The organism is Limnohabitans sp. INBF002 (assembly GCF_027924905.1).
Classification (GTDB): domain Bacteria; phylum Pseudomonadota; class Gammaproteobacteria; order Burkholderiales; family Burkholderiaceae_C; genus Limnohabitans.
Window position 1 is genome coordinate 977,832 of record NZ_AP027055.1, and the last position, 24,842, is coordinate 1,002,673.

Annotated in this window: 26 protein-coding genes and 1 tRNA gene; 21 read left to right on the forward strand and 6 right to left on the reverse strand. The window is 55.9% G+C overall.

Going from position 1 to position 24,842, the window contains the following annotated elements:
* Positions 1-46: 46 nt before the first annotated feature.
* Genes QMG15_RS04995 through phaZ form a run of 3 tightly spaced genes read right to left on the reverse strand, consistent with a single transcriptional unit; the run spans position 47 to position 3,342 of the window.
* Positions 47-1,249, reverse strand: coding sequence for an MFS transporter (locus QMG15_RS04995; protein WP_281789787.1), 1,203 nt, complete (start codon positions 1,247-1,249; stop codon positions 47-49).
* A 57-nt stretch (positions 1,250-1,306) separates the two neighbouring features.
* Positions 1,307-1,966 (reverse strand): electron transport complex subunit RsxB, encoded by a 660-nt coding sequence (rsxB, locus tag QMG15_RS05000; RefSeq protein ID WP_281789788.1) that lies wholly within the window; start codon positions 1,964-1,966, stop codon positions 1,307-1,309.
* Entirely contained in the window at positions 1,963-3,342 is a 1,380-nt protein-coding gene (gene phaZ, locus QMG15_RS05005; protein ID WP_281789789.1) for a polyhydroxyalkanoate depolymerase, read from the reverse strand. The genes rsxB and phaZ overlap by 4 nt, the downstream gene beginning before the upstream one ends.
* Before the next feature lie 105 nt (positions 3,343-3,447).
* On the opposite strand from phaZ, the gene ygiD reads away from it, so the two are divergent.
* Positions 3,448-4,269 carry a 4,5-DOPA dioxygenase extradiol gene (gene ygiD, locus QMG15_RS05010; RefSeq protein ID WP_281789790.1) on the forward strand — a complete coding sequence of 274 codons (822 nt, stop codon included), beginning with the start codon at positions 3,448-3,450 and terminating at the stop codon, positions 4,267-4,269.
* Between the two features lie 129 nt (positions 4,270-4,398).
* Here ygiD and QMG15_RS05015 read toward each other — a convergent pair whose 3' ends face one another.
* Positions 4,399-5,595: an amino acid aminotransferase gene (locus tag QMG15_RS05015; protein ID WP_281789791.1), complete on the reverse strand. Its 1,197-nt coding sequence runs from the start codon at positions 5,593-5,595 to the stop codon at positions 4,399-4,401.
* A gap of 216 nt (positions 5,596-5,811) precedes the next feature.
* On the opposite strand from QMG15_RS05015, the gene uvrB reads away from it, so the two are divergent.
* The 10 genes from uvrB (at position 5,812) to QMG15_RS05065 (ending at position 14,120) form a co-directional block, all read left to right on the forward strand.
* Positions 5,812-7,863: an excinuclease ABC subunit UvrB gene (gene uvrB / locus QMG15_RS05020; RefSeq protein ID WP_281790083.1), complete on the forward strand. Its 2,052-nt coding sequence runs from the start codon at positions 5,812-5,814 to the stop codon at positions 7,861-7,863.
* Positions 7,864-7,991: 128 nt separating this feature from the next.
* Positions 7,992-8,531 (forward strand): Fe-S cluster assembly transcriptional regulator IscR, encoded by a 540-nt coding sequence (gene iscR / locus QMG15_RS05025; RefSeq protein WP_281789792.1) that lies wholly within the window; start codon positions 7,992-7,994, stop codon positions 8,529-8,531.
* A gap of 16 nt (positions 8,532-8,547) precedes the next feature.
* Complete coding sequence (locus QMG15_RS05030; RefSeq protein ID WP_281789793.1) at positions 8,548-9,768, forward strand: IscS subfamily cysteine desulfurase; 1,221 nt, start codon at positions 8,548-8,550, stop codon at positions 9,766-9,768.
* Between the two features lie 15 nt (positions 9,769-9,783).
* Positions 9,784-10,170, forward strand: a complete 387-nt coding sequence (gene iscU / locus QMG15_RS05035) for a Fe-S cluster assembly scaffold IscU (RefSeq protein ID WP_281789794.1) — start codon at positions 9,784-9,786, stop codon at positions 10,168-10,170.
* Between the two features lie 8 nt (positions 10,171-10,178).
* Positions 10,179-10,502 (forward strand): iron-sulfur cluster assembly protein IscA, encoded by a 324-nt coding sequence (gene iscA, locus QMG15_RS05040; protein WP_281789795.1) that lies wholly within the window; start codon positions 10,179-10,181, stop codon positions 10,500-10,502.
* Positions 10,503-10,530: 28 nt separating this feature from the next.
* Complete coding sequence (gene hscB / locus QMG15_RS05045; RefSeq protein WP_281789796.1) at positions 10,531-11,079, forward strand: Fe-S protein assembly co-chaperone HscB; 549 nt, start codon at positions 10,531-10,533, stop codon at positions 11,077-11,079.
* Positions 11,080-11,097: 18 nt separating this feature from the next.
* Entirely contained in the window at positions 11,098-12,954 is a 1,857-nt protein-coding gene (gene hscA, locus QMG15_RS05050; RefSeq protein ID WP_281789797.1) for a Fe-S protein assembly chaperone HscA, read from the forward strand.
* Entirely contained in the window at positions 12,955-13,293 is a 339-nt protein-coding gene (fdx, locus tag QMG15_RS05055) for an ISC system 2Fe-2S type ferredoxin (RefSeq protein ID WP_108358922.1), read from the forward strand. It abuts the gene before it with no gap.
* 2 nt (positions 13,294-13,295) lie between these two features.
* Positions 13,296-14,009 carry a DNA polymerase III subunit epsilon gene (dnaQ, locus tag QMG15_RS05060; protein ID WP_281789798.1) on the forward strand — a complete coding sequence of 238 codons (714 nt, stop codon included), beginning with the start codon at positions 13,296-13,298 and terminating at the stop codon, positions 14,007-14,009.
* Positions 14,010-14,045: 36 nt separating this feature from the next.
* A tRNA-Val gene (locus tag QMG15_RS05065) sits at positions 14,046-14,120 on the forward strand.
* Positions 14,121-14,242: 122 nt separating this feature from the next.
* On the opposite strand, the gene QMG15_RS05070 is transcribed toward QMG15_RS05065, so the two are convergent.
* Complete coding sequence (locus QMG15_RS05070; protein ID WP_281789799.1) at positions 14,243-15,136, reverse strand: LysR family transcriptional regulator; 894 nt, start codon at positions 15,134-15,136, stop codon at positions 14,243-14,245.
* Positions 15,137-15,229: 93 nt separating this feature from the next.
* On the opposite strand from QMG15_RS05070, the gene QMG15_RS05075 reads away from it, so the two are divergent.
* The 3 genes from QMG15_RS05075 (at position 15,230) to QMG15_RS05085 (ending at position 17,940) form a co-directional block, all read left to right on the forward strand.
* On the forward strand, positions 15,230-15,892 hold the full coding sequence (locus tag QMG15_RS05075) for an RraA family protein (RefSeq protein WP_281789800.1): 663 nt from the start codon (positions 15,230-15,232) through the stop codon (positions 15,890-15,892).
* A 1-nt stretch (position 15,893) separates the two neighbouring features.
* The gene (locus QMG15_RS05080; protein ID WP_281789801.1) at positions 15,894-16,877 is read left to right on the forward strand and encodes a tripartite tricarboxylate transporter substrate binding protein; all 984 of its coding nucleotides are present in this window, start codon (positions 15,894-15,896) and stop codon (positions 16,875-16,877) included.
* Between the two features lie 169 nt (positions 16,878-17,046).
* Entirely contained in the window at positions 17,047-17,940 is an 894-nt protein-coding gene (locus QMG15_RS05085; protein ID WP_281789802.1) for a tetratricopeptide repeat protein, read from the forward strand.
* Between the two features lie 7 nt (positions 17,941-17,947).
* Here QMG15_RS05085 and QMG15_RS05090 read toward each other — a convergent pair whose 3' ends face one another.
* Positions 17,948-18,868 carry a LysR family transcriptional regulator gene (locus QMG15_RS05090; protein ID WP_108360164.1) on the reverse strand — a complete coding sequence of 307 codons (921 nt, stop codon included), beginning with the start codon at positions 18,866-18,868 and terminating at the stop codon, positions 17,948-17,950.
* Positions 18,869-18,974: 106 nt separating this feature from the next.
* On the opposite strand from QMG15_RS05090, the gene QMG15_RS05095 reads away from it, so the two are divergent.
* Genes QMG15_RS05095 through ligA form a run of 7 tightly spaced genes read left to right on the forward strand, consistent with a single transcriptional unit; the run spans position 18,975 to position 24,840 of the window.
* Positions 18,975-19,691: a substrate-binding domain-containing protein gene (locus QMG15_RS05095; protein ID WP_281789803.1), complete on the forward strand. Its 717-nt coding sequence runs from the start codon at positions 18,975-18,977 to the stop codon at positions 19,689-19,691.
* 30 nt (positions 19,692-19,721) lie between these two features.
* Positions 19,722-20,756: an amidohydrolase family protein gene (locus QMG15_RS05100; RefSeq protein ID WP_281789804.1), complete on the forward strand. Its 1,035-nt coding sequence runs from the start codon at positions 19,722-19,724 to the stop codon at positions 20,754-20,756.
* Positions 20,757-20,777: 21 nt separating this feature from the next.
* Entirely contained in the window at positions 20,778-21,461 is a 684-nt protein-coding gene (ligK, locus tag QMG15_RS05105) for a 4-carboxy-4-hydroxy-2-oxoadipate aldolase/oxaloacetate decarboxylase (RefSeq protein WP_108360162.1), read from the forward strand.
* 26 nt (positions 21,462-21,487) lie between these two features.
* A complete protein-coding gene (locus QMG15_RS05110; protein WP_281789805.1) occupies positions 21,488-22,474 on the forward strand; it encodes a tripartite tricarboxylate transporter substrate binding protein in 987 nt (328 codons plus the stop codon).
* Positions 22,475-22,479: 5 nt separating this feature from the next.
* Positions 22,480-23,448: a tripartite tricarboxylate transporter substrate binding protein gene (locus tag QMG15_RS05115; protein ID WP_281789806.1), complete on the forward strand. Its 969-nt coding sequence runs from the start codon at positions 22,480-22,482 to the stop codon at positions 23,446-23,448.
* A 16-nt stretch (positions 23,449-23,464) separates the two neighbouring features.
* Entirely contained in the window at positions 23,465-24,382 is a 918-nt protein-coding gene (locus QMG15_RS05120) for an amidohydrolase family protein (protein WP_281789807.1), read from the forward strand.
* Positions 24,382-24,840: a protocatechuate 4,5-dioxygenase subunit alpha gene (gene ligA, locus QMG15_RS05125; protein ID WP_281789808.1), complete on the forward strand. Its 459-nt coding sequence runs from the start codon at positions 24,382-24,384 to the stop codon at positions 24,838-24,840. The genes QMG15_RS05120 and ligA overlap by 1 nt, the downstream gene beginning before the upstream one ends.
* Positions 24,841-24,842: the final 2 nt, after the last annotated feature.

Genomic DNA, 24,842 nt, shown 5'->3' on the forward strand with positions numbered 1-24,842 from the left:
TCAGTTGAGCGGCTTTTTTTATAGGTGTGCGCGCTCGCTGAGTCACTCACTCATGCATAGACACGCGTTTGGCAAGTTGATACGCCAGCAAAGAAGCACAGGTCGCCACGACCGCACACAGCCAATAGTGCGTCACTCGCCCACTTGGCTCAGTTTGCAGCAGCATGCCGCCGACCCAGGCTGCCACACCCATGGCGAACGATTGCACCGCACCGTTGAGTGACATGAAGGTGCCACGAAATTTGGGATTGGCTGCTGAGGTGAGCAAAGCCATGCCAGGAATCATGCGGGCGTTCATGGCGAAGAACAAGGTGCTGGTGACCAGCAGCACAACGGGCAGCGGTGCAGGTTCTATCAATGTGATGGCAAACATCGGGATGATAGAGAGCAGCACCGCGCGTTGAAAGGTTTCACGCTTGCCCAAGCGATCCGTTAAACCACCCACCCAACGTCCACTGAACAGAGTGATGACGCCGCCGCAAAAGTAGAGCCATGGAATTTCGCTAGACGCCATGATTTGGTTGTTCTGCAAATACAAGGTGATGTACGGAATGATGGTGAAGGCCGCAAACATCATGGTGGCTGATAAGAGCAGAGCCATGCGTTGGTTGTGTTCGCCTAGCACTTGGCCCATGGCATGTAAGACATGTTTGTCTTTGGCATGCGCCACATGGGCATCCAGCTTGGGCACACTGAAGTTGGCCAGCCCTCCCACAGCGACGCACATCACACCAATGGCAAAAAATGCCGTGTGCCAGCCCCACAGATTGGCAAACAATAAGCCAGCTGGCACACCTGCCACCGTGGCCACCGAGAACGAAGTCATCACAATGCCGGTGGCGCGACCACGGTGCTCAAAAGGCACCACGTCACCAATGATGGTTTGCGACATGGTGGACAGCACACCACCAAAAAAGCCAGAGGCAATGCGTGCGGCCATCAGCCAGCCATAGGTGGGTGCCACACCACAGGCCACAGTGGTGAGGGCGAACAACACATAGAGTGTGAGCAACAAACGCTTTCGGTCAAAGCGGTCAATGAACGTGGTGGCAAACAAACCAGACAAGCCTGCTGCGATGGTGTAGGCCGAGACCAGCAAGCCAAACTCAGCAAAGTTGATGGCAAATAAGCTGGTGAGTTGTGGTCCCAGCGGCATCATGATCATGAAGTCCACGATGTGTGTGAACTGAATGCCGGCGAGCGACACAAGAAGCAGAAGTTCTCTGCGTGCAGTGAGTTGGGTGTGCATTGAAATGTCAGGTATCGCGGGGAGGGCAGAAGGTGCCCTTTGATGCCGCTGTGCCAGTCAAGCTTTGGTGGCTTGACGGGCTTTGGCTTTGGCGAGTGCGGCCTCAATGATCGCACGTTTGCGATCGACCTCGGGTGCGTGCTCGGTCCCTTTGGTGTGTGCGTGCAGGTCGGCAAGTTTTTTCACAGCTTTGGCTTGCAAGCGCTCGTCATGTTCTACCGCCTCACGCTTCAAGCGGGCAAGGCGTGTGTCATAGCGTTGGCGCGCGAGGTCCGCCAGTTCTTGCGGCCACGAGGCCCAACCGCTGAGGTTGATGTCGATGGGTTCGAGCGAGATGCAATCGACGGGGCAAGCAGGGATACACAGCTCACAGCCCGTGCAATAACTTTCCACCACGGTGTGCATGCGCTTGTTGGCGCCGACGATGGCATCGGTTGGGCATACCGCAATGCACAGCGTGCAGCCAATGCACCAAGCCTCGTCAATGATGGCGATGGTGCGTGGGCCTTCTAAGCCGTTGTCAGGGTTCAGGGGAAGGGCGGGCTTGCCGGTGAGGGCAGCCAGCCGTTCAACGCCTTCGGTGCCGCCTGGTGGGCACTGGTTGATGTCAGCCTCGCCTTGGACGATCGCCTCGGCGTAGCGCTGACAGTCAGGGTAGCCACAGCGCGTGCATTGCGTTTGTGGCAGGGCGTTGTTGAGTTGTTCGACCAGACTCACTTTTTAGCCGTAGTGGCTTTTTTGGTAGCAGGCTTGGCGGCCACTTTTTTAGCTGCAGGGGCAACTTTCTTAGTGACAGATTTTGGTTTAGCCGCAGCGGTTTTGCCTGTGCCTTTGTTGTGTTCCAAGATGAAGCTCTTGACGTGTGGGTACACCACTTCGCGCCAACGGCGGCCACTGAAGATGCCGTAGTGGCCGGCACCTTTGGCTTCCAAGTGGTGATGCTCTTGGCGAACGATGCCACTGCACAGCTTGTGTGCGGCCTCGGTTTGGCCAGAGCCAGAGATGTCGTCCAACTCACCTTCCACGGTCAACAGCGCTGTGGTGCGAATGTCTTGCGGGCGCACCAGCTCAAGCTTGCCTTGTGGGTTTTTGATTTCCCATGTGCCGCGTACCAGCTTGAAGTCTTGGAACACCGTGTTGATGGTTTCCAAGTAGTAATCAGCGTCCATGTCGAGCACGGCGTTGTACTCGTCATAAAAATCGCGGTGTGAGTCCACGCTGGAGTTGTCACCTTTGATCAAATCTTTGAAGTAGTCGTAATGGCTCTTCAAGTGGCGATCGGGGTTCATGGCCACGAAGCCGGTGTGCTGCAAGAAGCCGGGGTACACACGGCGGCCTGCACCTGGGAAGCTATCCGGCACGCGGTAGATCACGTTGTTTTCAAACCAGCTGTGGCTCTTGTTCATGGCCAAGTTGTTCACGGCTGTGGGGGATTTGGTCGCGTCAATCGGGCCACCCATCATGGTCATGGTGATGGGTGTTTTCTCGCCACGGCTGGCCATCAGTGACACAGCAGCCAACACCGGCACGGTGGGTTGGCACACGCTCATGATGTGGCAGTTGCCGTACTTGGATTGCAAATCACGGATGAACTCTTGCACGTAGTTCACATAGTCGTCGAGGTGGAATTCACCTTCGCTCAGGGGTACCAAGCGTGCGTTTTTCCAATCGGTGACATAGACCTTGTGGTCTTTGAGCATGGTGCGCACGGTGTCGCGCAGCAAAGTGGCGTAGTGGCCAGACAAAGGCGCCACAATCAACACCACAGGTTGTGCTTTGAGTTTGGTCAGCGTGGCTGCGTCGTCGGTGAAACGTTTGAAACGGCGCAGCTCACAGAAAGGCTTGTCCATTTCGATGCGTTCGTGGATGGCCACGTCCATGCCTTCAACCTGCACGGATTTGATGCCAAATTGCGGCTTTTCGTAGTCTTTTCCCAGGCGATAGAGCAAGTCATAACCGGCGGACACACGCTGAGCCATGGGGTTTTGGGCCATGGGCGAGTTGGTTTGACCATAAAGCTTGGAAGCGGCCTGCGCAAAGTCTGCGAACGGCTCCATCAGGCTACGTTGTGTTTCGAAGATTTGGTAAAGCATGGTTTTGTCTTAATAATGTTGCAGCGCAATATAGCAGCTGTTAATGGGTTGAAAATGGAGTCTGTCCCCCAATTTACTTTTGACAACCATTTGTCCTAGACCTTGATGACCACTTCCACACCAGTCTCTCGTATGCCCGTTCTTTTTGTGGGGCACGGCAGTCCCATGAACGTGATTGAGGACAGTCCTTTCCGCCGTGCATGGCAAGCTTTGGGGGCCGAGTTTGGCTCCCGTTGGCCCAAACCCAAACTTATTTTGTGCATCTCTGCGCACTGGATCACACCTGGCTGGTGGATGACGGGCATGGCCCAGCCCAAAACGATCCATGACTTTGGTGGTTTTCCGCAAGAACTGTTTGACCAGCAATACCCGGCACCCGGTGCCCCCGAGTGGGTGGCACAAACTGCGCAGCAATTGCGTCAGCCACACAGCGGTCAACCTGTGGGTGTGGATTTGACCGAGTGGGGCTTGGACCATGGCGCATGGAGCGTGCTCAAACCCATATTTCCTGCGGCGGATATTCCCGTGGTGCAACTGAGCATGGATTACCACCGTCCACTGGCAGAGCACTTTGCGCTGGGCCAACAACTGCGCGCCTTGCGAGAGCAGGGCGTGCTCATCCTGGCCAGTGGCAACACCGTGCACAACCTGCGCACCATGAATCGCTCAGCCGCCGACAACCAAGCCTATGACTGGGCGATTGCGTTTGACCAATGGGTGGCTGAGCAAATCACCTCGGGCCACTTAGAGGCTTTGGTGGACTTTCAGGCCCAAGGCGACACCGCGAAGATGTCGCACCCCAGCTACGACCATTTTTTGCCTTTGCTCTACGCTGCAGGTGCAGCACAAGCGGGTGAGCCGGTTGAGTTCTTCAACGAGGGCTATCAGTTGGCGTCCATCGCCATGCGATCGGTGATTTGGGGTTGAGCTGAGTTCAGTTCAGTTCATTTGAATGTGGGCTGCGCTTCGCAAACGCTGAGGTGCGCGGCACCATGAAAAAAGGGCCTGTGAAGGCCCTTTTTTTGGTTGCATGTCAAGCGTGCAAGCTGTGTGGTGTTACATCACTTTCGCAATGGCTTGGCACACGTAGTCGATGTTTTTGCTGTTCAGGGCAGCCACACACATGCGGCCTGTGTCGGTGCCGTACACGCCGAACTCAGAGCGCAAACGTACCATTTGGTCTTTGCTCAAACCTGAGTAGCTGAACATGCCGATTTGGGTGGTGATGAAGCTCATGTCTTGCTTCACGCCAGCGGCTTTGAGGCCGTCGACCAGCTTTTGACGCATGGCTTTGATGCGCACGCGCATCTCGCCCAATTCTTTTTCCCACAAAGCGCGCAGCTCGGGGTTGTTCAACACCGCAGCCACCACGGCGCCGCCGTGGATGGGTGGGTTGGAGTAGTTGGTGCGAATCACGATTTTGAGTTGAGACAACACGCGGCCGCACTCTTCTTTGTCCGCGCACAACACGCTCAATGCACCCACGCGCTCACCATACAAGCTGAAGCTTTTGGAGAACGAGGTGGACACGAAGAAGCACAAGCCTGCGTCGACAAACTTTTGAATCACAGCGCCGTCTTCGGCAATGCCGTGGCCAAAGCCTTGGTAGGCCATGTCCAAGAAAGCGGTGAGGTTTTTGGCCTTGACCACGGCCACCACTTGGTCCCATTGGGCGGCGGTGATGTCGTAGCCGGTGGGGTTGTGGCAGCAAGCATGCAACACCACGATGGTGCCAGCAGCAGCGGCGTTGAGTGAGGCCAACATGCCTTCAAAGTTCACGCCGCGTTTTTCAGCGTCGTAGTAAGCGTAGGTGTCGACCTTGAAACCGGCGTTGGTGAACAAAGCGCGGTGGTTTTCCCAGCTGGGGTCAGAAATCAACACGGTGGCGTTGGGGCTCAAGCGCTTCAAGAAGTCAGCGCCAATTTTCAAGCCGCCTGTGCCGCCAATGCCTTGCACCGTAGCCACGCGGCCAGAGGTGACGGGCTCAGAGTCGGCGCCGAAGACCAAGCCTTTGACGGCAGCGTCATAGGCCGCGATGCCGTCGATGGGCAAGTAGCCGCGTGCCGATGGCGTGGCCATCATGGTTTTTTCTGCGGCTTGCACGCATTGCAGCAAAGGCAGTTTGCCGTTGTCGTCGAAGTACACACCCACGCCGAGGTTGACCTTGTTGGGGTTGGTGTCGGCGTTGTATTGCTCGTTGAGACCCAAGATGGGGTCGCGGGGTGCCATTTCGACAGCGGTAAACATTGACATCGTCAGTCCTTGATCACGGATAAAGAGAGGAGGTTAGGTAAACAAGCACAGTCTGCGGTAGGCTTGCGTGTTCGGCCTGAATTTTAAGGGTCAACCCGCAGGGTTTTTAGAACCGTACGTTTTTTTCGAGCTATACAGTTTTCACCCATCATGTCTGACACCGCAGCAACACTTCCTGACACATTGCCAGCCGCCGTAGATGCGCCCAAAGGCACGATGGTCCGCTACCCCGGCTCGCCGTTTGAGCTGTTTCAGCCGTACCCACCTGCGGGCGACCAGCCCACGGCCATTGCCCAGCTGGTGGAAGGTGTCAACGACGGTGAGGTGTTTCAAACGCTTTTGGGCGTGACGGGCTCGGGCAAAACCTTCACCATGGCCAACGTGATCGCCCAATTGGGTCGACCTGCCATCATTTTTGCGCCCAACAAAACCTTGGCGGCGCAGCTCTACAGCGAGTTCCGCGAGTTTTTTCCAAACAATGCGGTGGAGTATTTCGTCAGCTACTACGACTACTACCAGCCCGAGGCCTATGTGCCCCAGCGTGATTTGTTCATCGAGAAAGACAGCGCCATCAACGAGCACATCGAGCAAATGCGTTTGAGCTGCACCAAAAGCATCTTGGAGCGCCGTGATGTGATCGTGGTGGCTACCGTGTCGGCCATCTACGGTATCGGCGAGCCCGAGAGCTACCACCAGATGATCATGACGCTGCGTGCCGGTGACAAAGTGGGCCAGCGCGACGCCATCGCCCAGCTGGTGCGCATGCAGTACGAGCGCAACGACCAAGATTTTTCACGCGGCAAATTCCGCGTGCGCGGCGACACGATTGACGTGTTTCCCGCCGAACACTCCGAGCTGGCCATTCGCATCGAGCTGTTCGATGACGAGATTGAAAGCCTGCAACTGTTTGACCCGCTCACGGGCCGCATCCGCCAAAAAATTCCGCGCTTCACCATCTATCCCTCCAGCCACTACGTCACGCCGCGTGACCGCGTGTTGGCGGCGGTGGAGACCATCAAGGTGGAGTTGGCCGATCGTTTGAAAGAACTGGTGGGCATGAACAAGCTGGTCGAAGCCCAGCGCTTAGAGCAGCGCACGCGCTTCGATTTAGAGATGCTCAGCGAAGTAGGCCACTGCAAAGGCATTGAGAACTACACCCGCCATTTGTCGGGTGCGCCCCCTGGAGCGCCGCCCAGCACCTTGACCGACTACATGCCCAAAGACTCGGTGATGTTCTTGGACGAAAGCCACGTCATGATTGGCCAGCTTGGCGGCATGTACAACGGTGACCGTGCACGCAAAACCACGCTGGTGGAGTACGGCTTCCGTCTGCCCAGTGCTTTGGACAACCGGCCCTTGAAGCTCGACGAGTTTGAAAAACGCATGCGCCAAGTGGTGTTTGTCTCGGCCACGCCCGCCGATTACGAAAAGACCCATGCCAGCAAAGTGGTGGAGCAGTTGGTGCGCCCCACAGGCTTGGTCGATCCGCTGGTCGAAGTGCGCCCCGCCACCCACCAAGTGGACGATGTGCTGCAAGAGATCCGCATTCGCGTGGAAATCAACGAGCGCGTGCTCATCACCACGCTCACCAAGCGCATGGCCGAGCAGCTGACCGATTACCTCACCGACAACGGCGTGAAAGTGCGCTACATCCACAGCGATGTGGACACGGTGGAGCGCGTCGAAATCTTGCGTGATTTGCGTTTGGGCACTTTCGATGTGTTGGTGGGCATCAACTTGCTGCGCGAAGGCATTGACTTGCCTGAGGTGTCGCTGGTGGCCATTTTGGATGCCGACAAAGAAGGCTTCTTGCGCTCTGAGCGCAGCTTGATTCAAACCATTGGCCGCGCGGCGCGTAACCTGAGTGGCAAAGCCATTCTGTATGCCGACCGCATGACCGAGTCGATGAAGAAGGCGATTGGCGAAACCGAGCGTCGCCGCACCAAGCAAATCGCGCACAACCTAGAGATGGGTATCACGCCACGCGGTGTGGTCAAGGGGATTCGCGATTTGATCGACGGCGTCTACAGCGAGAAGGCGGGCAAAGAAGCGCAAGAGCGCGAGCTGCAACGCGCCGCCATCGAAGACATGAGCGAACGCGATGTGGCCAAAGAAATCAAACGCTTGGAAAAGCTGATGATGGAACACGCCCGCAACCTCGAGTTTGAAAACGCTGCTCGCGTTCGCGACCAACTGGCCGTTCTGCGCGAACAAGCCTTTGGTGGGGCAGGGCACGACAACGTGTCGGTGCTGGCGCAAAAACTTTGATTGCCAACCCTTGACTCTTGTCATCGACAAATAGGGCCATTACCGAGAGTACCCGAGCAAATCCGTGGGGATTAGGCTATACTTGACCTAATTAGTCGACAAAGCCCAACCACAGATAGGAGCTTGCCATGCGTCTCACCACCAAAGGTCGTTTTGCGGTCACCGCCATGATTGATTTGGCCCTGCGCCAAAACAGCGGTCCCGTCACTTTGGCTGCCATCAGCCAGCGTCAACAAATCTCTTTGTCTTACCTTGAACAGCTGTTCGGTAAGCTGCGCCGCCACGATTTGGTGGAATCTACCCGTGGCCCTGGCGGTGGTTATTCGCTGGGTCGCAAAGCCGCAGACATCACCGTGGCCGACATCATCGTGTCTGTGGATGAGCCGATTGACGCCACCCACTGCGGCGGCAAAGAAAACTGTTTGGGCGAAACCGGCCGTTGCATGACGCACGAGCTGTGGGCTTCGCTCAACCAGCGCATGGTGGAATTTTTGGACTCAGTCACCCTGCAAAAGCTGGTGGACGAGCAAATCGCCAAGGGCGTTGAGATTGAAAACAAGCCCACTTTGAAACGTGCCATCCAACCCATGCCCGTGGTCAAACCCATTCGTGTGAACGCACCTAATTCGGTGTTTGCTTTGGGCAACGCCTTCGCCAAGCCTCTTTAATTTTTACGGACCCATCATGGACATGACACCCCATTTCCCCATTTACCTCGACTACGGTGCGACCAATCCGTGCGACCCACGCGTCGTGGATGCCATGATTCCTTGGCTGCGCGAGCACTTTGGCAATCCCGCTTCCCGCAGCCATGCGTGGGGCTGGGAAGCAGAAGCCGCGGTTGAAAAAGCCCGTGAAGATGTGGCCTCGTTGATCGGTGCTGACCCCCGCGAAATCGTGTGGACCTCGGGCGCGACTGAGTCCAACAACCTCGCCATCAAAGGCGCGGCACATTTCTACAAGTCCAAGGGCAAGCACCTGATCACCGTGAAGACCGAGCACAAAGCTGTGCTCGACACCATGCGTGAGCTGGAGCGCCAAGGGTTCGATGTGACCTACCTCGACGTGCAAGAAGACGGCATGCTCAGCATGGACGCGCTCAAAGCAGCGATTCGTCCCGACACCATTTTGATCAGCGTGATGTTCGTGAACAACGAGATCGGCGTGATCCAAGACATCGCCGGCATCGGTGCGATGTGCCGCGAAAAAGGCATCATCTTCCACGTCGACGCTGCACAAGCCACTGGTAAAGTGGAGATTGATTTGGCCACGTTGCCCGTCGACTTGATGAGCTTGGCCTCACACAAAACCTACGGCCCCAAAGGCATCGGCGCTTTGTATGTGCGTCGCAAACCTCGCGTGCGCTTGGAAGCGCAAATGCACGGTGGTGGCCACGAGCGCGGTATGCGCAGTGGCACCTTGCCCACACACCAGTGCGTGGGCATGGGCGAGGCGTTTCGCATTGCCAAAGAAGACATGGCCAAAGACTTGGCCAAAGCCAAAGCTTTGCAACAGCGTTTGCTCGACGGTTTCAAAGACATGGAGCAAGTCTTCATCAACGGCAACATGGAACACCGTGTGCCACACAACTTGAACATCAGTTTCAACTACGTGGAAGGCGAGTCACTCATCATGGGCATCAAGGGCTTGGCGGTGTCGTCGGGCTCGGCCTGTACCTCGGCCAGCTTAGAGCCCAGCTATGTGTTGCGCGCTTTGGGCCGCAGCGATGAGTTGGCGCACAGCAGCTTGCGCATGACGATTGGCCGCTTCAGCACCGAAGAAGAAATTGACTACGCGATTGAAACCATCCGCATCAACGTGGCCAAGCTGCGTGAACTGAGCCCCTTGTGGGACATGTACAAAGAAGGCATCGACATCAGCACCATCCAATGGGCTGCTCACTAATTTAGGAGATTCACCATGGCTTATTCTGAAAAAGTGGTTGACCACTACGAAAACCCCCGCAACGTGGGCTCCTTTGACAAGGGCGACGACTCTGTGGGCACCGGTATGGTGGGCGCGCCCGCTTGCGGCGACGTGATGAAGTTGCAAATCAAGGTCAACCCTCTGACGGGTGTGATTGAAGATGCGCGTTTCAAAACCTACGGCTGTGGCTCGGCGATTGCGTCGTCTTCACTCGTGACCGAGTGGGTCAAGGGCAAAACCTTGGACGAAGCAGCGGCTTTGAAGAACAGCGAAATTGCTGAAGAGCTGGCGCTACCTCCTGTGAAAATTCACTGCTCCATCTTGGCCGAAGACGCCATCAAGGCGGCTGTGGATGATTACAAAAAGAAACACGCTGCGTAAAAAATATCATGGCGATCACATTGACTGAAGCCGCGGCACGACACGTGACCCGCTACCTTGCCAAACGTGGCAAGGGTGTGGGCGTGCGTTTGGGTGTCAAAACCACGGGTTGTTCGGGCTTGGCCTACAAGCTTGAATACGTGGACGAGCAAGAACCAGAAGACGTGATTTTTGAAGACCACGGCGTGAAGGTGTTGATCGACCCCAAGAGCTTGGCCTACATCGACGGCACACAGCTGGACTTCGTGCGCGAAGGCCTGAACGAGGGCTTCAAGTTTTTGAACCCGAACGAACGTGACCGTTGCGGTTGCGGCGAATCGTTCCGTATTTAAATTTCGACAGATTGAAGCGAGGCGTGACGTGAACGAACCGGCCCTGCCGTTGTCGGCGCAGCTCGCGGTCAGCGACTTTGAACTCTTCGGCGTGCCCGCGCAGTTTGCACAAGACCGCGCCCAGCTCGATGCGCGTTGGAAAGACTTGCAACGCGAAGCTCACCCTGACAAATTTGCCTCGCAAGGCACAGCCGCACAACGCGTGGCCATGCAATGGTCGGTGCGCATCAACGAGGCGTACCAACGCCTGAAAGACCCGATGCGCCGCGCCGCCTATTTGTGCGAGCTCGGCGATGCGCCCATTCAAGCCGAGAACAACACCGCCATGCCAGCCGCATTTTTGATGCAGCAAATGGAATGGCGAGAGGCCATGGACGATGGCAACGATGTGGCCGCCCTTGAAGCCTTGCATGACGATGTGCAACAAGCCCACAAGGCTGCTTTGCAGCAATGCGCCCAACTCATTGACACCGCACACGACTTGCCCGCTGCCGCGCAGCAGGTGAGGGGGCTGATGTTCATCGAGAAGTTTTTGCGTGATGTCGAAGCCCGAATCGACCATTTAGACGCCTCCTGAAAGCGACAATACACACCTATGGCGTTGTTACAAATTTCCGAACCTGGCCAAGCGCCAGACCCGCACCAGCGACGCATCGCGGTGGGCATTGACTTGGGCACCACCCATTCGCTCGTGGCCGCCATGCGCAACGGCGTGGCTGAGTGCTTGCCCGATGCCGAGGGCCATGTCATCTTGCCGTCGGCGGTGCGTTACCTGGAGAACGACGGCCGCCAAATTGGCCGCGCTGCGTTGGCCGCGCAAGCCCAAGACCCACAAAACACCTTGGTGTCTGTGAAGCGTTTCATGGGCCGTGGTGTGGCTGACATTGCCAACCGCGATCAGCTGCCTTATGTGTTGGTCGACAAGCCCGGCATGCTGGCCATTCAAACCCGTGTGGGCGAGAAGTCGCCTGTCGAGGTGAGCGCCGAAATTTTGGCCACTTTGCGCTTTCGCGCCGAAGACACCTTCAACGACGATTTGTATGGCGCGGTCATCACCGTGCCTGCGTACTTTGACGATGCCCAACGCCAAGCTACCAAAGATGCCGCGCAACTCGCAGGTATCAATGTGCTGCGCCTCATCAACGAACCCACGGCGGCAGCCATTGCCTACGGCTTGGACCAAGCCAGCGAAGGCGTGTATGCCGTGTACGACTTGGGCGGCGGCACGTTCGATATTTCTATTCTGCGTTTGACACGCGGTGTGTTTGAAGTGCTGGCCACAGGCGGCGATTCTGCTTTGGGCGGCGACGACTACGACCGCGCTTTGGTCGATTGGGTGCAAACCCAAACCGGTTGCGTCATTGCCACGCCGGCTGATAAATCCAATGTGTTGGTGGCGGCGCGTGCTTGCAAAGAAGCTTTGTCTGCGGCTGACAGCGCCACGTTTGACGTGGCCTTGTCGAGCGGTGCACTGAGCCACACCGTCACACGCACCGAGTTTGAAGCGGCCACTGCCGCGTTGACCCAACGCACCTTGTCTGCCGTGCGCAAAGCCTTGCGCGATGCCAAGCTCAGCAAAGATGACATCCAAGGCGTGGTCATGGTGGGCGGCTCGACGCGTATGCCGCAGGTGCAGCAAGCCGTGGCTGATCTGTTGGGCTGTGCACCGTTGAACAACCTCAACCCAGACGAAGTGGTGGCGCTTGGTGCTGCCATTCAAGCCAACCAGCTGGCAGGCAACAACCCCGATGGCGAGTTGCTGTTGCTGGATGTGATTCCTTTGTCGTTGGGCATTGAAACCATGGGCGGTTTGGTGGAGCGCATCGTGCCGCGCAACCAAACCATTCCCACCGCGATGGCACAAGACTTCACCACCTACCAAGATGGTCAAACCGCCTTGGCCTTGCATGTGGTGCAGGGCGAGCGCGACATGGTGGCCGACTGCCGCAGCTTGGCGCGCTTTGAATTGCGTGGCATTCCACCCATGGCCGCAGGCTCAGCGCGCATTCGTGTGACCTTCACGGTGGACGCTGATGGCATGGTGAGCGTGAGCGCGTTAGAGCAGCTCAGTGGCGTCACGGCCAACATCACCGTCAAACCGTCTTACGGTTTGTCGGACGACCAAATTGCCGCCATGCTGCAAGACAGCTTCAAAACCGCAGAGCAGGACATCAAAGCCCGTGCTTTGGTCGAAGCCCGCGTGGATGCTGACCGCATGTGGTTGGCCACGCAAAGCGCTTTGCAAGCCGATGGCGATTTGCTGTCAGCCGAAGATCGCGCACGCATCGACGCGCTGATGGTGGCCACACTTGACGCTAAAAAACTAGAAGACGCTGCCGCCATTGAAGCCATCACCGAAGCGCTGGCCAAAGGCACCGAAGCCTTCGCGGCTCAACGCATGAACCGAGGCATTCAACATGCCTTGGCCGGACAAAACATCGAGAACATTTAAATGCCCGTCATCAAAATCTTGCCCCACGCCGAACTCTGCCCACAGGGCGCAGAGCTGCAAGCTGCCGCTGGTAGCACCATCTGCGAAGTGCTGTTGGAAAACCACATCAACATCGAACACGCCTGCGACATGAGCTGCGCCTGCACCACCTGCCACGTCATCGTGCGCGAGGGGTTCAAATCGCTCAACGAGGCGGATGAAAACGAAGACGACTTGCTAGACCGCGCTTGGGGCTTGGAGCCCAATTCACGCCTGAGCTGCCAAGCCATCGTGGCGCAGCAAAACTTGGTGGTGGAAATCCCCAAATACACCATCAACCACGCCAAAGAAAACCACTGACCATGCGCCAGATTTTTCTAGATACTGAAACCACCGGCCTCTCGGCCGAGAACGGCGACCGCATCATTGAAATCGGTTGCGTCGAGCTGCTGCACCGCAAGCTCACGGGCAACAACTTGCATTTCTATTTGAACCCTGAGCGTGACAGCCACGAAGACGCCTTGCGCGTTCACGGCATCACGAATGAGTTCTTGAAAGATAAACCCAAATTCGGCGAAGTGGTGGACCAGTTTCTGGAATACATCGAAGGCGCTGAAGTCATCATTCACAACGCGCCGTTTGACATTGGCTTTTTGAACAAAGAGCTAGAGCTGCAAGGTCGCCCGCGTTTCACCACGTTTGTCGATGGCATCACCGACACCTTGGTGATGGCTAAGGAAATGTTCCCGGGCAAGCGCAACTCGCTCGATTCCTTGTGCGACCGCTTAGAAGTAGATAACTCGGGCCGTACGCTGCACGGCGCCTTGCTCGATGCCGAGCTGTTGGCCGATGTCTACATCAACATGACGCGCGGCCAAGACGCCTTGCTGATGGAAGTGGAGAGCAACGACGAACAAAGCCGCACGACAGAGCGTGTGGACCTCAGCAGCTATCAGTTACCGGTGATCGTGGCGACGGAACAAGAGATGAGTCAACACGACGATGTACTGACCCAGTTGGATAAATCCAGCGGTGGAAAAACAGTTTGGCGAAATCTACAAAATTCTGTGGCATAATCACGGTCTTTCCAGAGATGGAAAAACGGTAAAAATGGGCGATTAGCTCAGGGGTAGAGCACCACATTCACACTGTGGGGGTCGCAAGTTCGAAACTTGCATCGCCCACCATTTTTGCCAATACTGAAAGTTATCAACCGTTTAGGTTGTTTTCAGAATTTACTTTAGAAGAGTTACACAGATGCTTCCCTCGGAAGCATTTTTTTTTGCCTATCAAAAGCTGCACCTGTTGGTTAATGCATCACGCGCGCGCATAGGATCCGAATAAATTCTTGAACAACTAGACTGGGTTTGTCGGAGCTAGTGATTGCAAAGATTTCAGACTCCAATTGCTTTCCTTTGATTGGAACGAAAGCCACATCTGTTCTATTGTTTTTGGCTACTGTCTTGCCAACCAGCGTGATTCCAAGCCCAGCGGCAACCAGGCCCAATGCTGTTTGAATTTCTTTTGCTTCGTGGCCTACGTTTGGTGTCGCGCCATGTTCTTGAAGATAGTTCAGCGATTGACTTGCAAATTTACTGAATGGGTCTTTGGGAAATGAGATGAACGGCAAGCAATCTAGCTCGCTAGGTGCCACAGTTTTTTTCTTGGCTAGAGGGTGATTGATCGGAATGGCAGCCACTAATGGGTCTCGAATGAGAGGGATGTAGATCATGTCCTTTTCTTTTTCATACTGACCTATTTGCCGTGAAATGCCGATATGAATAGTTCCCTTGCGGATATTTTCAGCCTGGTGCTCACTCAACATCTCATCAAGATCAATACGAATCTTGGGGAACTCCTCTCGCATCACTCGAACAGATTCGGGAATCAGCGAGTGCAGGGTAGATCGCACAAATCCAATGCTGAGCCAGCCATAGTCACCAGAGGCTATTCCCTTGGCCTCGTTCTCCATTTGTCTGGCATTGGATAACAACGCCTTCGCCTTCGGGTAGATGTACTGCCCCAGCGTTGTCAGACTCATAGGTCGCGTGGATCTATCAAAAAGTTTGCCCCCTAAGGACTCCTCAAGGTTCGATAGCTGCATGCTGACCGCCGTTGCTGCAATGTGCAACTTTTCCGCCGCCAAGTTTGCGCTTCCGGAATCAACGATCTGACAAAAAACTCTTAGGTGTTTTAAGTTCATAAAAAATTGAACATATATTCAAAATATAGACATTGATTTCAAATTATATGTATCTAAGAATTGGCCAAATTTTAAAAAAGAGGAGAAGTATTCATGGGCAGTGGAATATCAATACACCCTTGCGCGCCAAGAGATGATGCCGCTGTAGCAGCTTTGTCTGGACTGCCGTCCTCCGTTATCAGCGATGTGATGGGACGGTTGGTCGGTACAACGGGGCTGAGCCTGGTCAATCGAACCAACTTAACTGTTTGCGGAGTTGCTGTGACTGTCAAAGTAAGAGCAGGGGACAACCTGCTCATTCACAAGGCTTTGGATATGTTGCGCCCAGGTGATGTCTTGGTCGTCGATGGAGAAGGCGATGTTTCTCGTGCATTAGTGGGCGAAATCATGATGACCTCCGCCATCGTTCAGGGCGCTATTGGGTTTGTCATCGATGGAGCCGTTCGTGACTCTGAAGCGTTTGAGGAACACCCATTTCCTTGTTGGGCACGAGGCGTGAATTTGCGAGGCCCATACAAAGACGGCCCAGGCTCAATTAATTCGCCCGTCACTGTTGGCGGAATGAGGGTCAATCCTGGGGACATCATTGTTGGCGATGCTGATGGTGTTGTTGCCGTGCCTCCGACTGACGCGCTGTTGATTGGAAAAATGGCTCACGACAAAGTATTGGATGAGCAAAAAATGATTGCAGACATTAAGTCCGGGACCTATAGCTCGGCATGGGTAGATGCACTGATTAAACAAAAAGGAGACTGAGATGACATTGAAATTTATTTCCCAAATCGTTAAGAAGCAAGCGTGCTCTATTCTTTGTGTAGGACTCTCTTGCGTAGCCGTGAGCGCTTGGGCTGCTTATCCCGACAAGCCGATCAAAATTATTGTTCCGTGGGCAACGGGTGGGGCGACTGATCAGGTTGGACGTTTGATCGCTCAACCCCTTTCGCAAGCGCTGGGCGTCCCCGTGGTTGTGGAAAACAAGGCAGGTGCTGGTGGTGTGATTGGCACTCAGTTGTTTGTAAAAGAAAAAGCGGACGGCTATACGTTGTTGCTTGCAACCAGCTCCACAAATGCCGCTGCTCCGTATCTTTATTCAAAACTTGGTTTTGATCCGGTGACTGATTTCACACCTGTGGTTTCGCTGTGTTCCATCCCGAACGTGATGGTGGTGCCAACTAAGTCGCCTTGGAACTCACTCAAGGACATCGTGGATGCGTCTACAAAATCACCCGGTAACTACACCTATGGTTCCGCTGGGATCGGAGGGTCGCAACACTTGGCGGGTGCTCAATTTAAAACAACAGCGAACATTGATATACGCCATGTGCCCTACAAAGGGAGTGGGCCTGCTGCTCAGGACTTGGTCGCTGGTCACATCGACATGATGATTGATACGGGATCACTCGGTAGCATCAAAGGTGGATTGTTGCGACCTATTGCAGTTGCTTCATCCAAGCGACTTTCAGTTCTGCCGAATGTGCCAACATTCAATGAGGCTGGCGTGCCAATGGTCGCCTCTGCTTGGTATGGGATTGTTCTTCCAGCAGGAGCCTCAGCCGAAGTGGTGAATCGACTCAATGCTGAAATCAATAAGATTCTGAAATCTAAAGAAGTCAGCAACAAGCTGGTTGATATGGGGGCTGAAGTGATGGGTGGTACATCGGCTGAATTCGTCAAATTTACCAGCTCTGAGTTGAAGCGTTACGAAGCGATCGTCAAAAACTCTGGCGCTCCCAAAGAGTGATTCATCAAGTCCCTTTGACTTTTCTACGCCACTTTCTTTCCCCCTTGTATTTTTGCTGAACACGCCCATTTAGGTGTCATGTGGGCGTGCTTTGCGAAGCCGTTACATCGGTGCTGCACAATGCAACGCCGCTGAAGTGTTCAGATTGGATTGAAAGGTAGTCAAACCCATGTTTTCTCGATTGTTGAAATCTGTTGTTGCGGGGGCATTGGTGCTCAGTGCCACGCTTGCCTTGGCGCTGCCCACCCCCAAAGACATTGAGGCTGCGGTGGCTGCTGGCCACTACACGCAAGCCGAAACCATGCTGCGTGAGGTGCTGCAAGACAAACCGCAAAGCGCCAAAGCGCATTACGAATTAGGCCAAGTGTTGGCCCACGAACAGCGCTACAAAGATGCGCAAACCGAGTTGCAAAAAGCCAAGGACATCGATCCGTCTTTGAAGTTCGCGACCAGTCCCGAAAAATTCAACACGGTGTTCACCAAAGTGAGTGAGTTGGCCGCTGCGCCATCGTCTTCTGTGGTGATGGCGCCTTCAGTTGCACCCGGCACGCACGCTGCCACTCAAGCTGCACCCGCACCCAGTAGCGGCGGTTCATCGCTGACTTATGTGTGGCTGGCCATTGCGGGCTTGGTTGTGGTGGGCTTGTGGCTGCGTCGTTCTGCGGCTGCCAACGCCAACACGGCCAGCTATGCGCCTGTGGCCACCCCTATGGGCACGCCACCCGCACCGCGCGGTTTTGGCGCTCAGTTCACACCCAATGCGCCACAAGGTGGCTATGCCCCTCAAGGTTATGCACAACCCACGGGTGGTGGCTCGACCATGACCGGCGCCGTGGTGGGCGGTTTGGCTGGCGTGGCGGCGGGTTACGCTTTGTCCAAAGCCTTAGAAGGTGACCACCACACCTCCGCCCCATCTTCTGCGGGCGCATCGTCTTCCTCCGGTAACGGTGGTTACGTGCCGTTTGACACACCTGTCCAGCCCGACCTGGGCGCTTTCGATGCAGGCTCCGGCAGCGATTGGGACAGTGCCGACTCCGGAGGCGGCAGCGACGACAGCTGGTAAGCGCTGTTTAGCCGTTGGCTTGCAGCGCTTGAGACACCACCTCGTTGGTGAGCTGCATGGCTGCTTTGTGCGTCGCCGTCATCGGGCGGCGCGCTGACCACACCAGCATCAACTGACTCATCAACTTAGGCTTCTCTACGCGATGCGTGGTGAAGTCTTTCGGCTTTGCAAAGTTCCTCAGGGTGTAGGCGGGCAGCACGGCATAGCCCAAGCCTTCTTTGACCAATTCCAAAATCGCATTCAAGCCATCAATTTCCAGCACGATGTTGGGCTTGCAGTTGATGCGCAGCATTTCGGTGTCAATCAACAAGCGAAACGCATTGGGACGACTGGGCACGATCAGGGGCAATTTGGCCAAGTCGGCCAGTTGCACCACGTCTTTGAGTTGGGTGTCGGGTGTGAGCGGCTGACTTTTTTTGCCCGCAATCAAAATCAAGGTGTCTTCGTGCAGCACCGTCATTTCCAAATCGGGGGAGGGCGGTGGGTTGTAGAGCACCGCCATGTCTAGGCGTCCAGCGCGCAAGCTCTCCACCATCAACACCGAGAAACCTTCGGTCAACGACAGTTGTGCGTGGGGCAAGGCTTGGCGAAACGACATGGTCAGCGGCACCGTCACCAGCTTGGACAGGCTAGGGGGCAAACCAATCGACACACGCCCCGCCAGTGCGCCGCGCACCGAGCCCAGCTCTTCTTGCGCCACGGCCACTTGGTGCAAGATGCCGCGCCCGTGTTCCAACATCACCAGGCCAGCTTCGGTCACGGTCACGCCGCGGCCATTGCGCATCAGTAAGTTCTGGTGCAATTCCACTTCAAGCTGGCGCACATGGCGGCTCAGCAGAGGTTGGGGGATGCTTAAAGCCAGTGCTGCTTTGGTGAAACTGCCCAGCTCTGCGACGCGTACAAATGATTCGATTTGTTTGAGTTCCATGGCGTTCTCTATTTTGAATAACCAATTGTCCGTTATTTAAAAACGTTATAGCAGCTAGTTCCTCATTTGAGGCCCATTTCTGGGGTAAATCTCTAGAATCACGCCCATGCAAACCCCATCTTCATCTCTTGTTCTGCGCGGTATTTCATCCATGGCCACCAAGGCTTTGCTGGCCGATTTGACGCAGGCGTACCAGGCGCAAACGCGTGTGTCTGTGCAGATCGAATCTGTGGGTGGTGTGGATGCCGCCAAACGCGTGCAAGCGGGTGAGGCCTTTGACATGGTGCTCTTGGCTTCAGACGCGATTGAACGTTTGATCGCGTCGGGCCATGTGCAAACCGGTTCGCGCAGCGACTGGGTGCGTTCACCCGTGGCGGTGGCGGTGCAGGCCGGTGCAGCACGCCCCGACCTGAGCAACGAAGCTGCCGTGAAAGCGGCTGTGTTGGCCAGCCCCACACTGAGCTACTCCACCGGCCCAAGCGGCGTGTACCTTGAGAAATTGTTCACACGCTGGGGTATCGCTGATGAGGTGAAAGCCCGCATCGTGGTGCCGCCACCTGGCACACCTGTGGGCGCTTTGGTGGCCAATGGCAAAGCTGCTTTGGGCTTTCAACAGTTGAGCGAACTCATTGCCTTGCCCGGCATTGATGTGTTGGGCACTTTGCCTGCAGATGTGGCGTTCATCACCACGTTCTCGTCGGGCATTCCTTCAGTCATTGCCAACGACGCGGCTCGCGTGGCGGCAGTGCAATCGTTTTTACAGTTCTTGGCTTCGGCTGACGTGGAAGACGTCAAGCGCAAGCAAGGCATGAACTGGCTTTAATTTTTAAATTTCATTCTGTAAGGGGTATTCATGTCTCTCATCATCGACGTCCACGGTCACTACACCACAGCGCCTAAGGCTTTGGAAGAATGGCGCAATCGCCAAATCGCCGGCATCAAAGACCCCGCGTCTATGCCCAAAGTGTCTGAGCTCAAAATCAGCGATGACGAGCTGCGCGAAACCATCGAGACCAACCAACTCGCCAAGATGAAAGAGCGTGGCTCTGACATCACCATCTTCAGCCCACGTGCCAGCTTCATGGCGCATCACATTGGCGATTTCCAAGTGTCATCCACTTGGGCCGCCATCTGTAACGAGCTGTGCTTCCGCGTGTCTGAGCTGTTCCCCAACAACTTCGTGCCTGCGGCCATGCTGCCCCAGTCACCCGGTGTGGACCCCGCCACGTGCATTCCTGAATTGGTGAAGTGCGTGGAGCAATACGGCAACGTTGGCATCAACCTGAACCCCGATCCATCGGGTGGTCACTGGACATCGCCTTCGCTGGCCGACAAGTCGTGGTACCCCATTTACGAAAAAATGGTCGAGTACGACATCCCCGCCATGATTCACGTGTCCACCAGCTGCAACGGCTGCTTCCACACCACGGGCGCGCATTACTTGAACGCCGACACCACCGCCTTCATGCAGTGCTTGACCTCTGACTTGTTCAAAGACTTCCCCACCTTGAAGTTCTTGATTCCTCATGGCGGCGGCGCTGTGCCTTACCACTGGGGCCGTTTCCGTGGCTTGGCGCAAGAGCTCAAAAAGCCTTTGCTCACTGAGCACTTGATGAACAACATTTACTTCGACACCTGCGTGTACCACCAGCCAGGCATCGACTTGTTGACCAAAGTGATTCCGGTCAAGAACATCATGTTCGCGTCCGAGATGATTGGCGCAGTGCGCGGCATCGACCCCGAAACTGGTCACTACTACGACGACACCAAGCGCTACATCGAGTCCACACTCAACCTCAATGCTGACGAACGCCATCAGGTGTACGAGGGCAACGCACGTCGTGTGTTCTCACGCTTGGACACCAAGCTGAAGTCGCAAGGCCGTTAATCCATTCTCAGGAGATTTCTTATGTATGAACTCGGCGTTGTGTATCGCAACATCAAACGCGCAGACCGCGCAGCAGCAGACGGCTTGGCCGCTTTGGGCTCCGCCACTGTGCATGAAGCCATGGGCCGCGTGGGTTTGCTCAAGCCCTATATGCGCCCCATCTTCCCAGGCGCGCAAGTGTCGGGCACCGCGGTGACCGTGCTCTTGCACCCCGGTGACAACTGGATGATGCATGTGGCTGCTGAACAAATTCAACCCGGTGACATCGTGGTGGCTGCCATCACCGCAGAGTGCACCGACGGTTACTTTGGTGATTTGTTGGCCACGTCTTTCCAAGCACGCGGCGCGCGCGCCCTCATCATCGATGCTGGTGTGCGCGATGTGAAAGAGCTGCAAAAGATGAACTTCCCCGTGTGGAGCAAAGCCATCAGCAGCAAAGGCACCATCAAGGCGACCATCGGCTCCGTCAACATCCCCGTGGTGTGTGCGGGCATGTTGGTCACGCCCGGTGACGTGATCGTGGCGGACGACGACGGTGTGGTGTGCGTGCCTGCTGCACGTGCTGCAGAAACTTTGGCTGCTGCGCAAAAACGTGAAAGCTTTGAAGGCGAAAAGCGTGAGAAGTTGGCTTCTGGTGTTTTGGGCCTGGATATGTACAAAATGCGTGAGCCCTTGGCTGCTGCGGGCTTAAAGTACATCGATTAATGTCGATCACTTTGAAGGCTTTGTTCATGACTCACCCCTCTAAACGCCAGCTGCTCGTCGCAGCGGCGTTGGGTGCTTTGGCGTTGTGCGGACTGTCCGCGCACGCCCAAGACTTCCCCACCAAACCTGTGCGCATCCTCACGCCGTTTCCCGTGGGGAGCGGCCCTGAGGGCGTGTTGCGTTTGGTGGCGGACAAGTTGTCACGCACCTGGGGCAAGCCTGTGGTGGTGGAGAACAAGCCCGGTGGCAATGGCTTCATCGCCATTGACACCTTCAAACGTGGCGCCACCGATGGCCATGATTTGATTCAGCTCGACAGCGTGCATTTGTCTGCCTACCCGCATCTGTTTAAAAAGCTGCCTTATGACATCAAGGCCGATTTCGAGCCATTGGCGCCGTTGTTCAAAACCTACTTTTTTGTCACCGTCGCCACCGACAGCAAATACAAAAAAGTATCTGACCTGATTGCCGATGCCAAAGCGCATCCCGGCAAGCTGAACTACGGTTCTTGGTCTGTGGGCAACCCTGTGCATCTAGGCTCGGCTTTGTTTGAGTCGGTCACAGGCACCGACATGCAGCACGTTATTTACAAAGAAACCAGCATGCTCTACAGCGGCGTGGCCAATGGCGAACTGTCATTCGCCTTGGGCTCCAATGCCACAGCAGGTGCGATGTACCGCGCAGGCAAGTTGCAATATTTGGCCGTGGCTGCACCCAAGCGCGTGAGCGCGTTTCCGAATGTGCCCACCATCGGTGAATCAGGTGGCCCCGCAGGTTTTGAAGTGAGTGGCTGGACCACCATTGCTGCACCGCGCGGATTACCCAAAGCCGTCACAGACAAAATTCAACGTGACATCGAAAAAGCCTTGGCCGAACCCGATGTGCGCGAAAAATTTGCCTCGTTTGCCTACGAGCCTTTCACGCTGAACCGCGAACAGTTGAATGCCTACATTCAGGCCGAGTCAACGCGCTTTGGCGGCACCATCAAAAAAGCCCAAGTGTCTTTGGATTGAATGTCATGACCACCCTGTTGAAACGCTTGAGCCTGATTCTGTTGACGTCTTATGTGGCGACTTTCTCGCTGGCGCAAAACTATCCAAGCAAACCTATCAAAGTGGTGGTGGGCTATGCCGCTGGCGGCGCGGTCGATGTGGTGGCACGCACCATAGGCCAAAGCCTCTCTACCAGCCTAGGCCAGCCCGTGATTGTGGAAAACAAACCTGGCGCTGGTACCAACATTGCCGTGAAGTCCGTGGTCACCGCTGAACCCGATGGCTACACGATGATGATGGCCGCCAACGCCTTGGCGGCCAACATGTCGCTTTACCAACCCGCGCCGTTCGACGCCGAGCGTGACTTGGTGGCGGTGTCGCTCATCGGTCGCGTGCCTGTGGTGATTGCCGCCAACCCGAATGCGCCTTACACCAACATCAAGCAGTTGATCGAGGCAGCCAAGGGCAAACCTAACAGCATTGCGTTTGGTTCGCCCGGTAATGGCTCAACACCGCACATGGCGATTGAGTTGTTTGCTCGCGCCGCTGGCATTGATTTGCAACACATTCCCTACCGTGGCGGCTCGCCGGCCATCACCGATGTGATCGGTGGTCAGTTGCCGCTGGTGGCAGTCAACGCGTTGGAGGTGCTGCCGCACGCCAAGAGCGGCAAGCTCAAAGTGTTGGCCGTGCTCAGCCCCAACCGCAGCGCCATCTTCCCCGATGTGCCCACCATTGCCGAGTCTGGCTTTCCTGGCTTTGAAGCCTCCGTGTGGTACGGCTTGGTGGCCCCTGCGGCCACGCCCAAACCGATCGTGAACAAGCTGCATGACGAAGTGCAAAAAGCTTTGGAAACCAAAGAAGTGCGCGAGCGCATGAGTGCCGTGGGCGGCGAAGTCGTGCCCGGCAGCGCCGAGATGTTTACCCACCTGATTCGCTCCGAACGCCAGCGTTATGCCAAGCTGGTGCGCGAAGCCAACATTCAACCTGATTGAGACTAAGAGGAGCACCATGGAATTTCAAAAAACCCCCGGCTGGATGGACTGGTACACCGGCCCCAGCAAACCCAAATTCAAATTGCCCGCAGGCGCCGTGGATGCCCACTGCCACGTGTTTGGCCCTGGCAACGAGTTCCCTTACGCACCTGAGCGCAAGTACACCCCGTGCGACGCGTCGAAGGCGCAGCTCTACGCCTTGCGCGACCACCTCGGCTTTGCCCGCAACGTGGTGGTGCAAGCCACCTGCCACGGCGCAGACAACCGCGCCATGGTCGATGCGCTGGTCAGCTCCGGTGGCAAAGCGCGTGGCGTGGCCACCGTCAAGCGCAGCGTGACGGAAGACGAGTTGCAAGCCATGCACGACGCAGGTGTGCGCGGTGTGCGTTTTAACTTTGTGAAGCGCTTGGTGGACTTCACCCCCAAAGACGAATTGTTGGAAATTGCCAAGCGCGTTCAGATGTACGGCTGGCATGTGGTGATTTACTTTGAAGCCGTCGACTTACCCGAGTTGTGGGACTTCTTCACCGCCTTGCCCACCAACATTGTGGTGGACCACATGGGCCGCCCCGATGTGACCAAGCCTGTGGATGGCCCTGAGTTTGAGTTGTTTGTGAAATTCATGCGCGAACACCCCAACGTATGGAGCAAGGTGACGTGTCCTGAGCGTTTGTCAGTGGCTGGCCCCAGGGCTTTGAACGGCGAGCAAAACGCCTACCAAGACGTGATTCCCTTTGCCAAGCGCATCGTGGACGAGTTCCCAGACCGCGTGATCTGGGGCACCGATTGGCCGCACCCCAACCTCAAAGACCACATGCCCGATGACGGCTTGCTGGTGGATTTCATCCCGCACATCGCGACCACCGAAGAAAAACAACGCAAGTTGTTGGTGGACAACCCGATGCGCTTGTACTGGCCTGAGGAGACTTTTTAATGGCACTCGACAAACCCTACACAGACGTTCCCGGCACCATCATTTTTGATGCCGAGCAATCGCGCAAAGGCTACTGGCTCAACCAGTTTTGCATGTCGCTCATGAAGGCTGAGAACCGCACGCGTTTCAAAGCCAACGAGCGCGCCTACTTGGATGAGTGGGCCATGACCGAAGAGCAAAAGCAGGCCGTGTTGGCCCGCGATTTGAACTGGTGCATGCGCACCGGTGGCAATATTTACTTCCTCGCCAAAATCGGCGCAACCGACGGTTTGAGCTTCCAACAAATGGCCGGCTCGATGACGGGCATGACCGAAGAGGAATACCGCAACATGATGATGAAGGGCGGTCGTTCTGCTGAAGGCAACCGCGTGATTGGCGAAAACGGTGATGCCCAAGCGCAAAACCAACCTCAAGGCGCAGCCGGTCAACAGTCCCGCGCAGCAGGAAAGAAAGCATAACC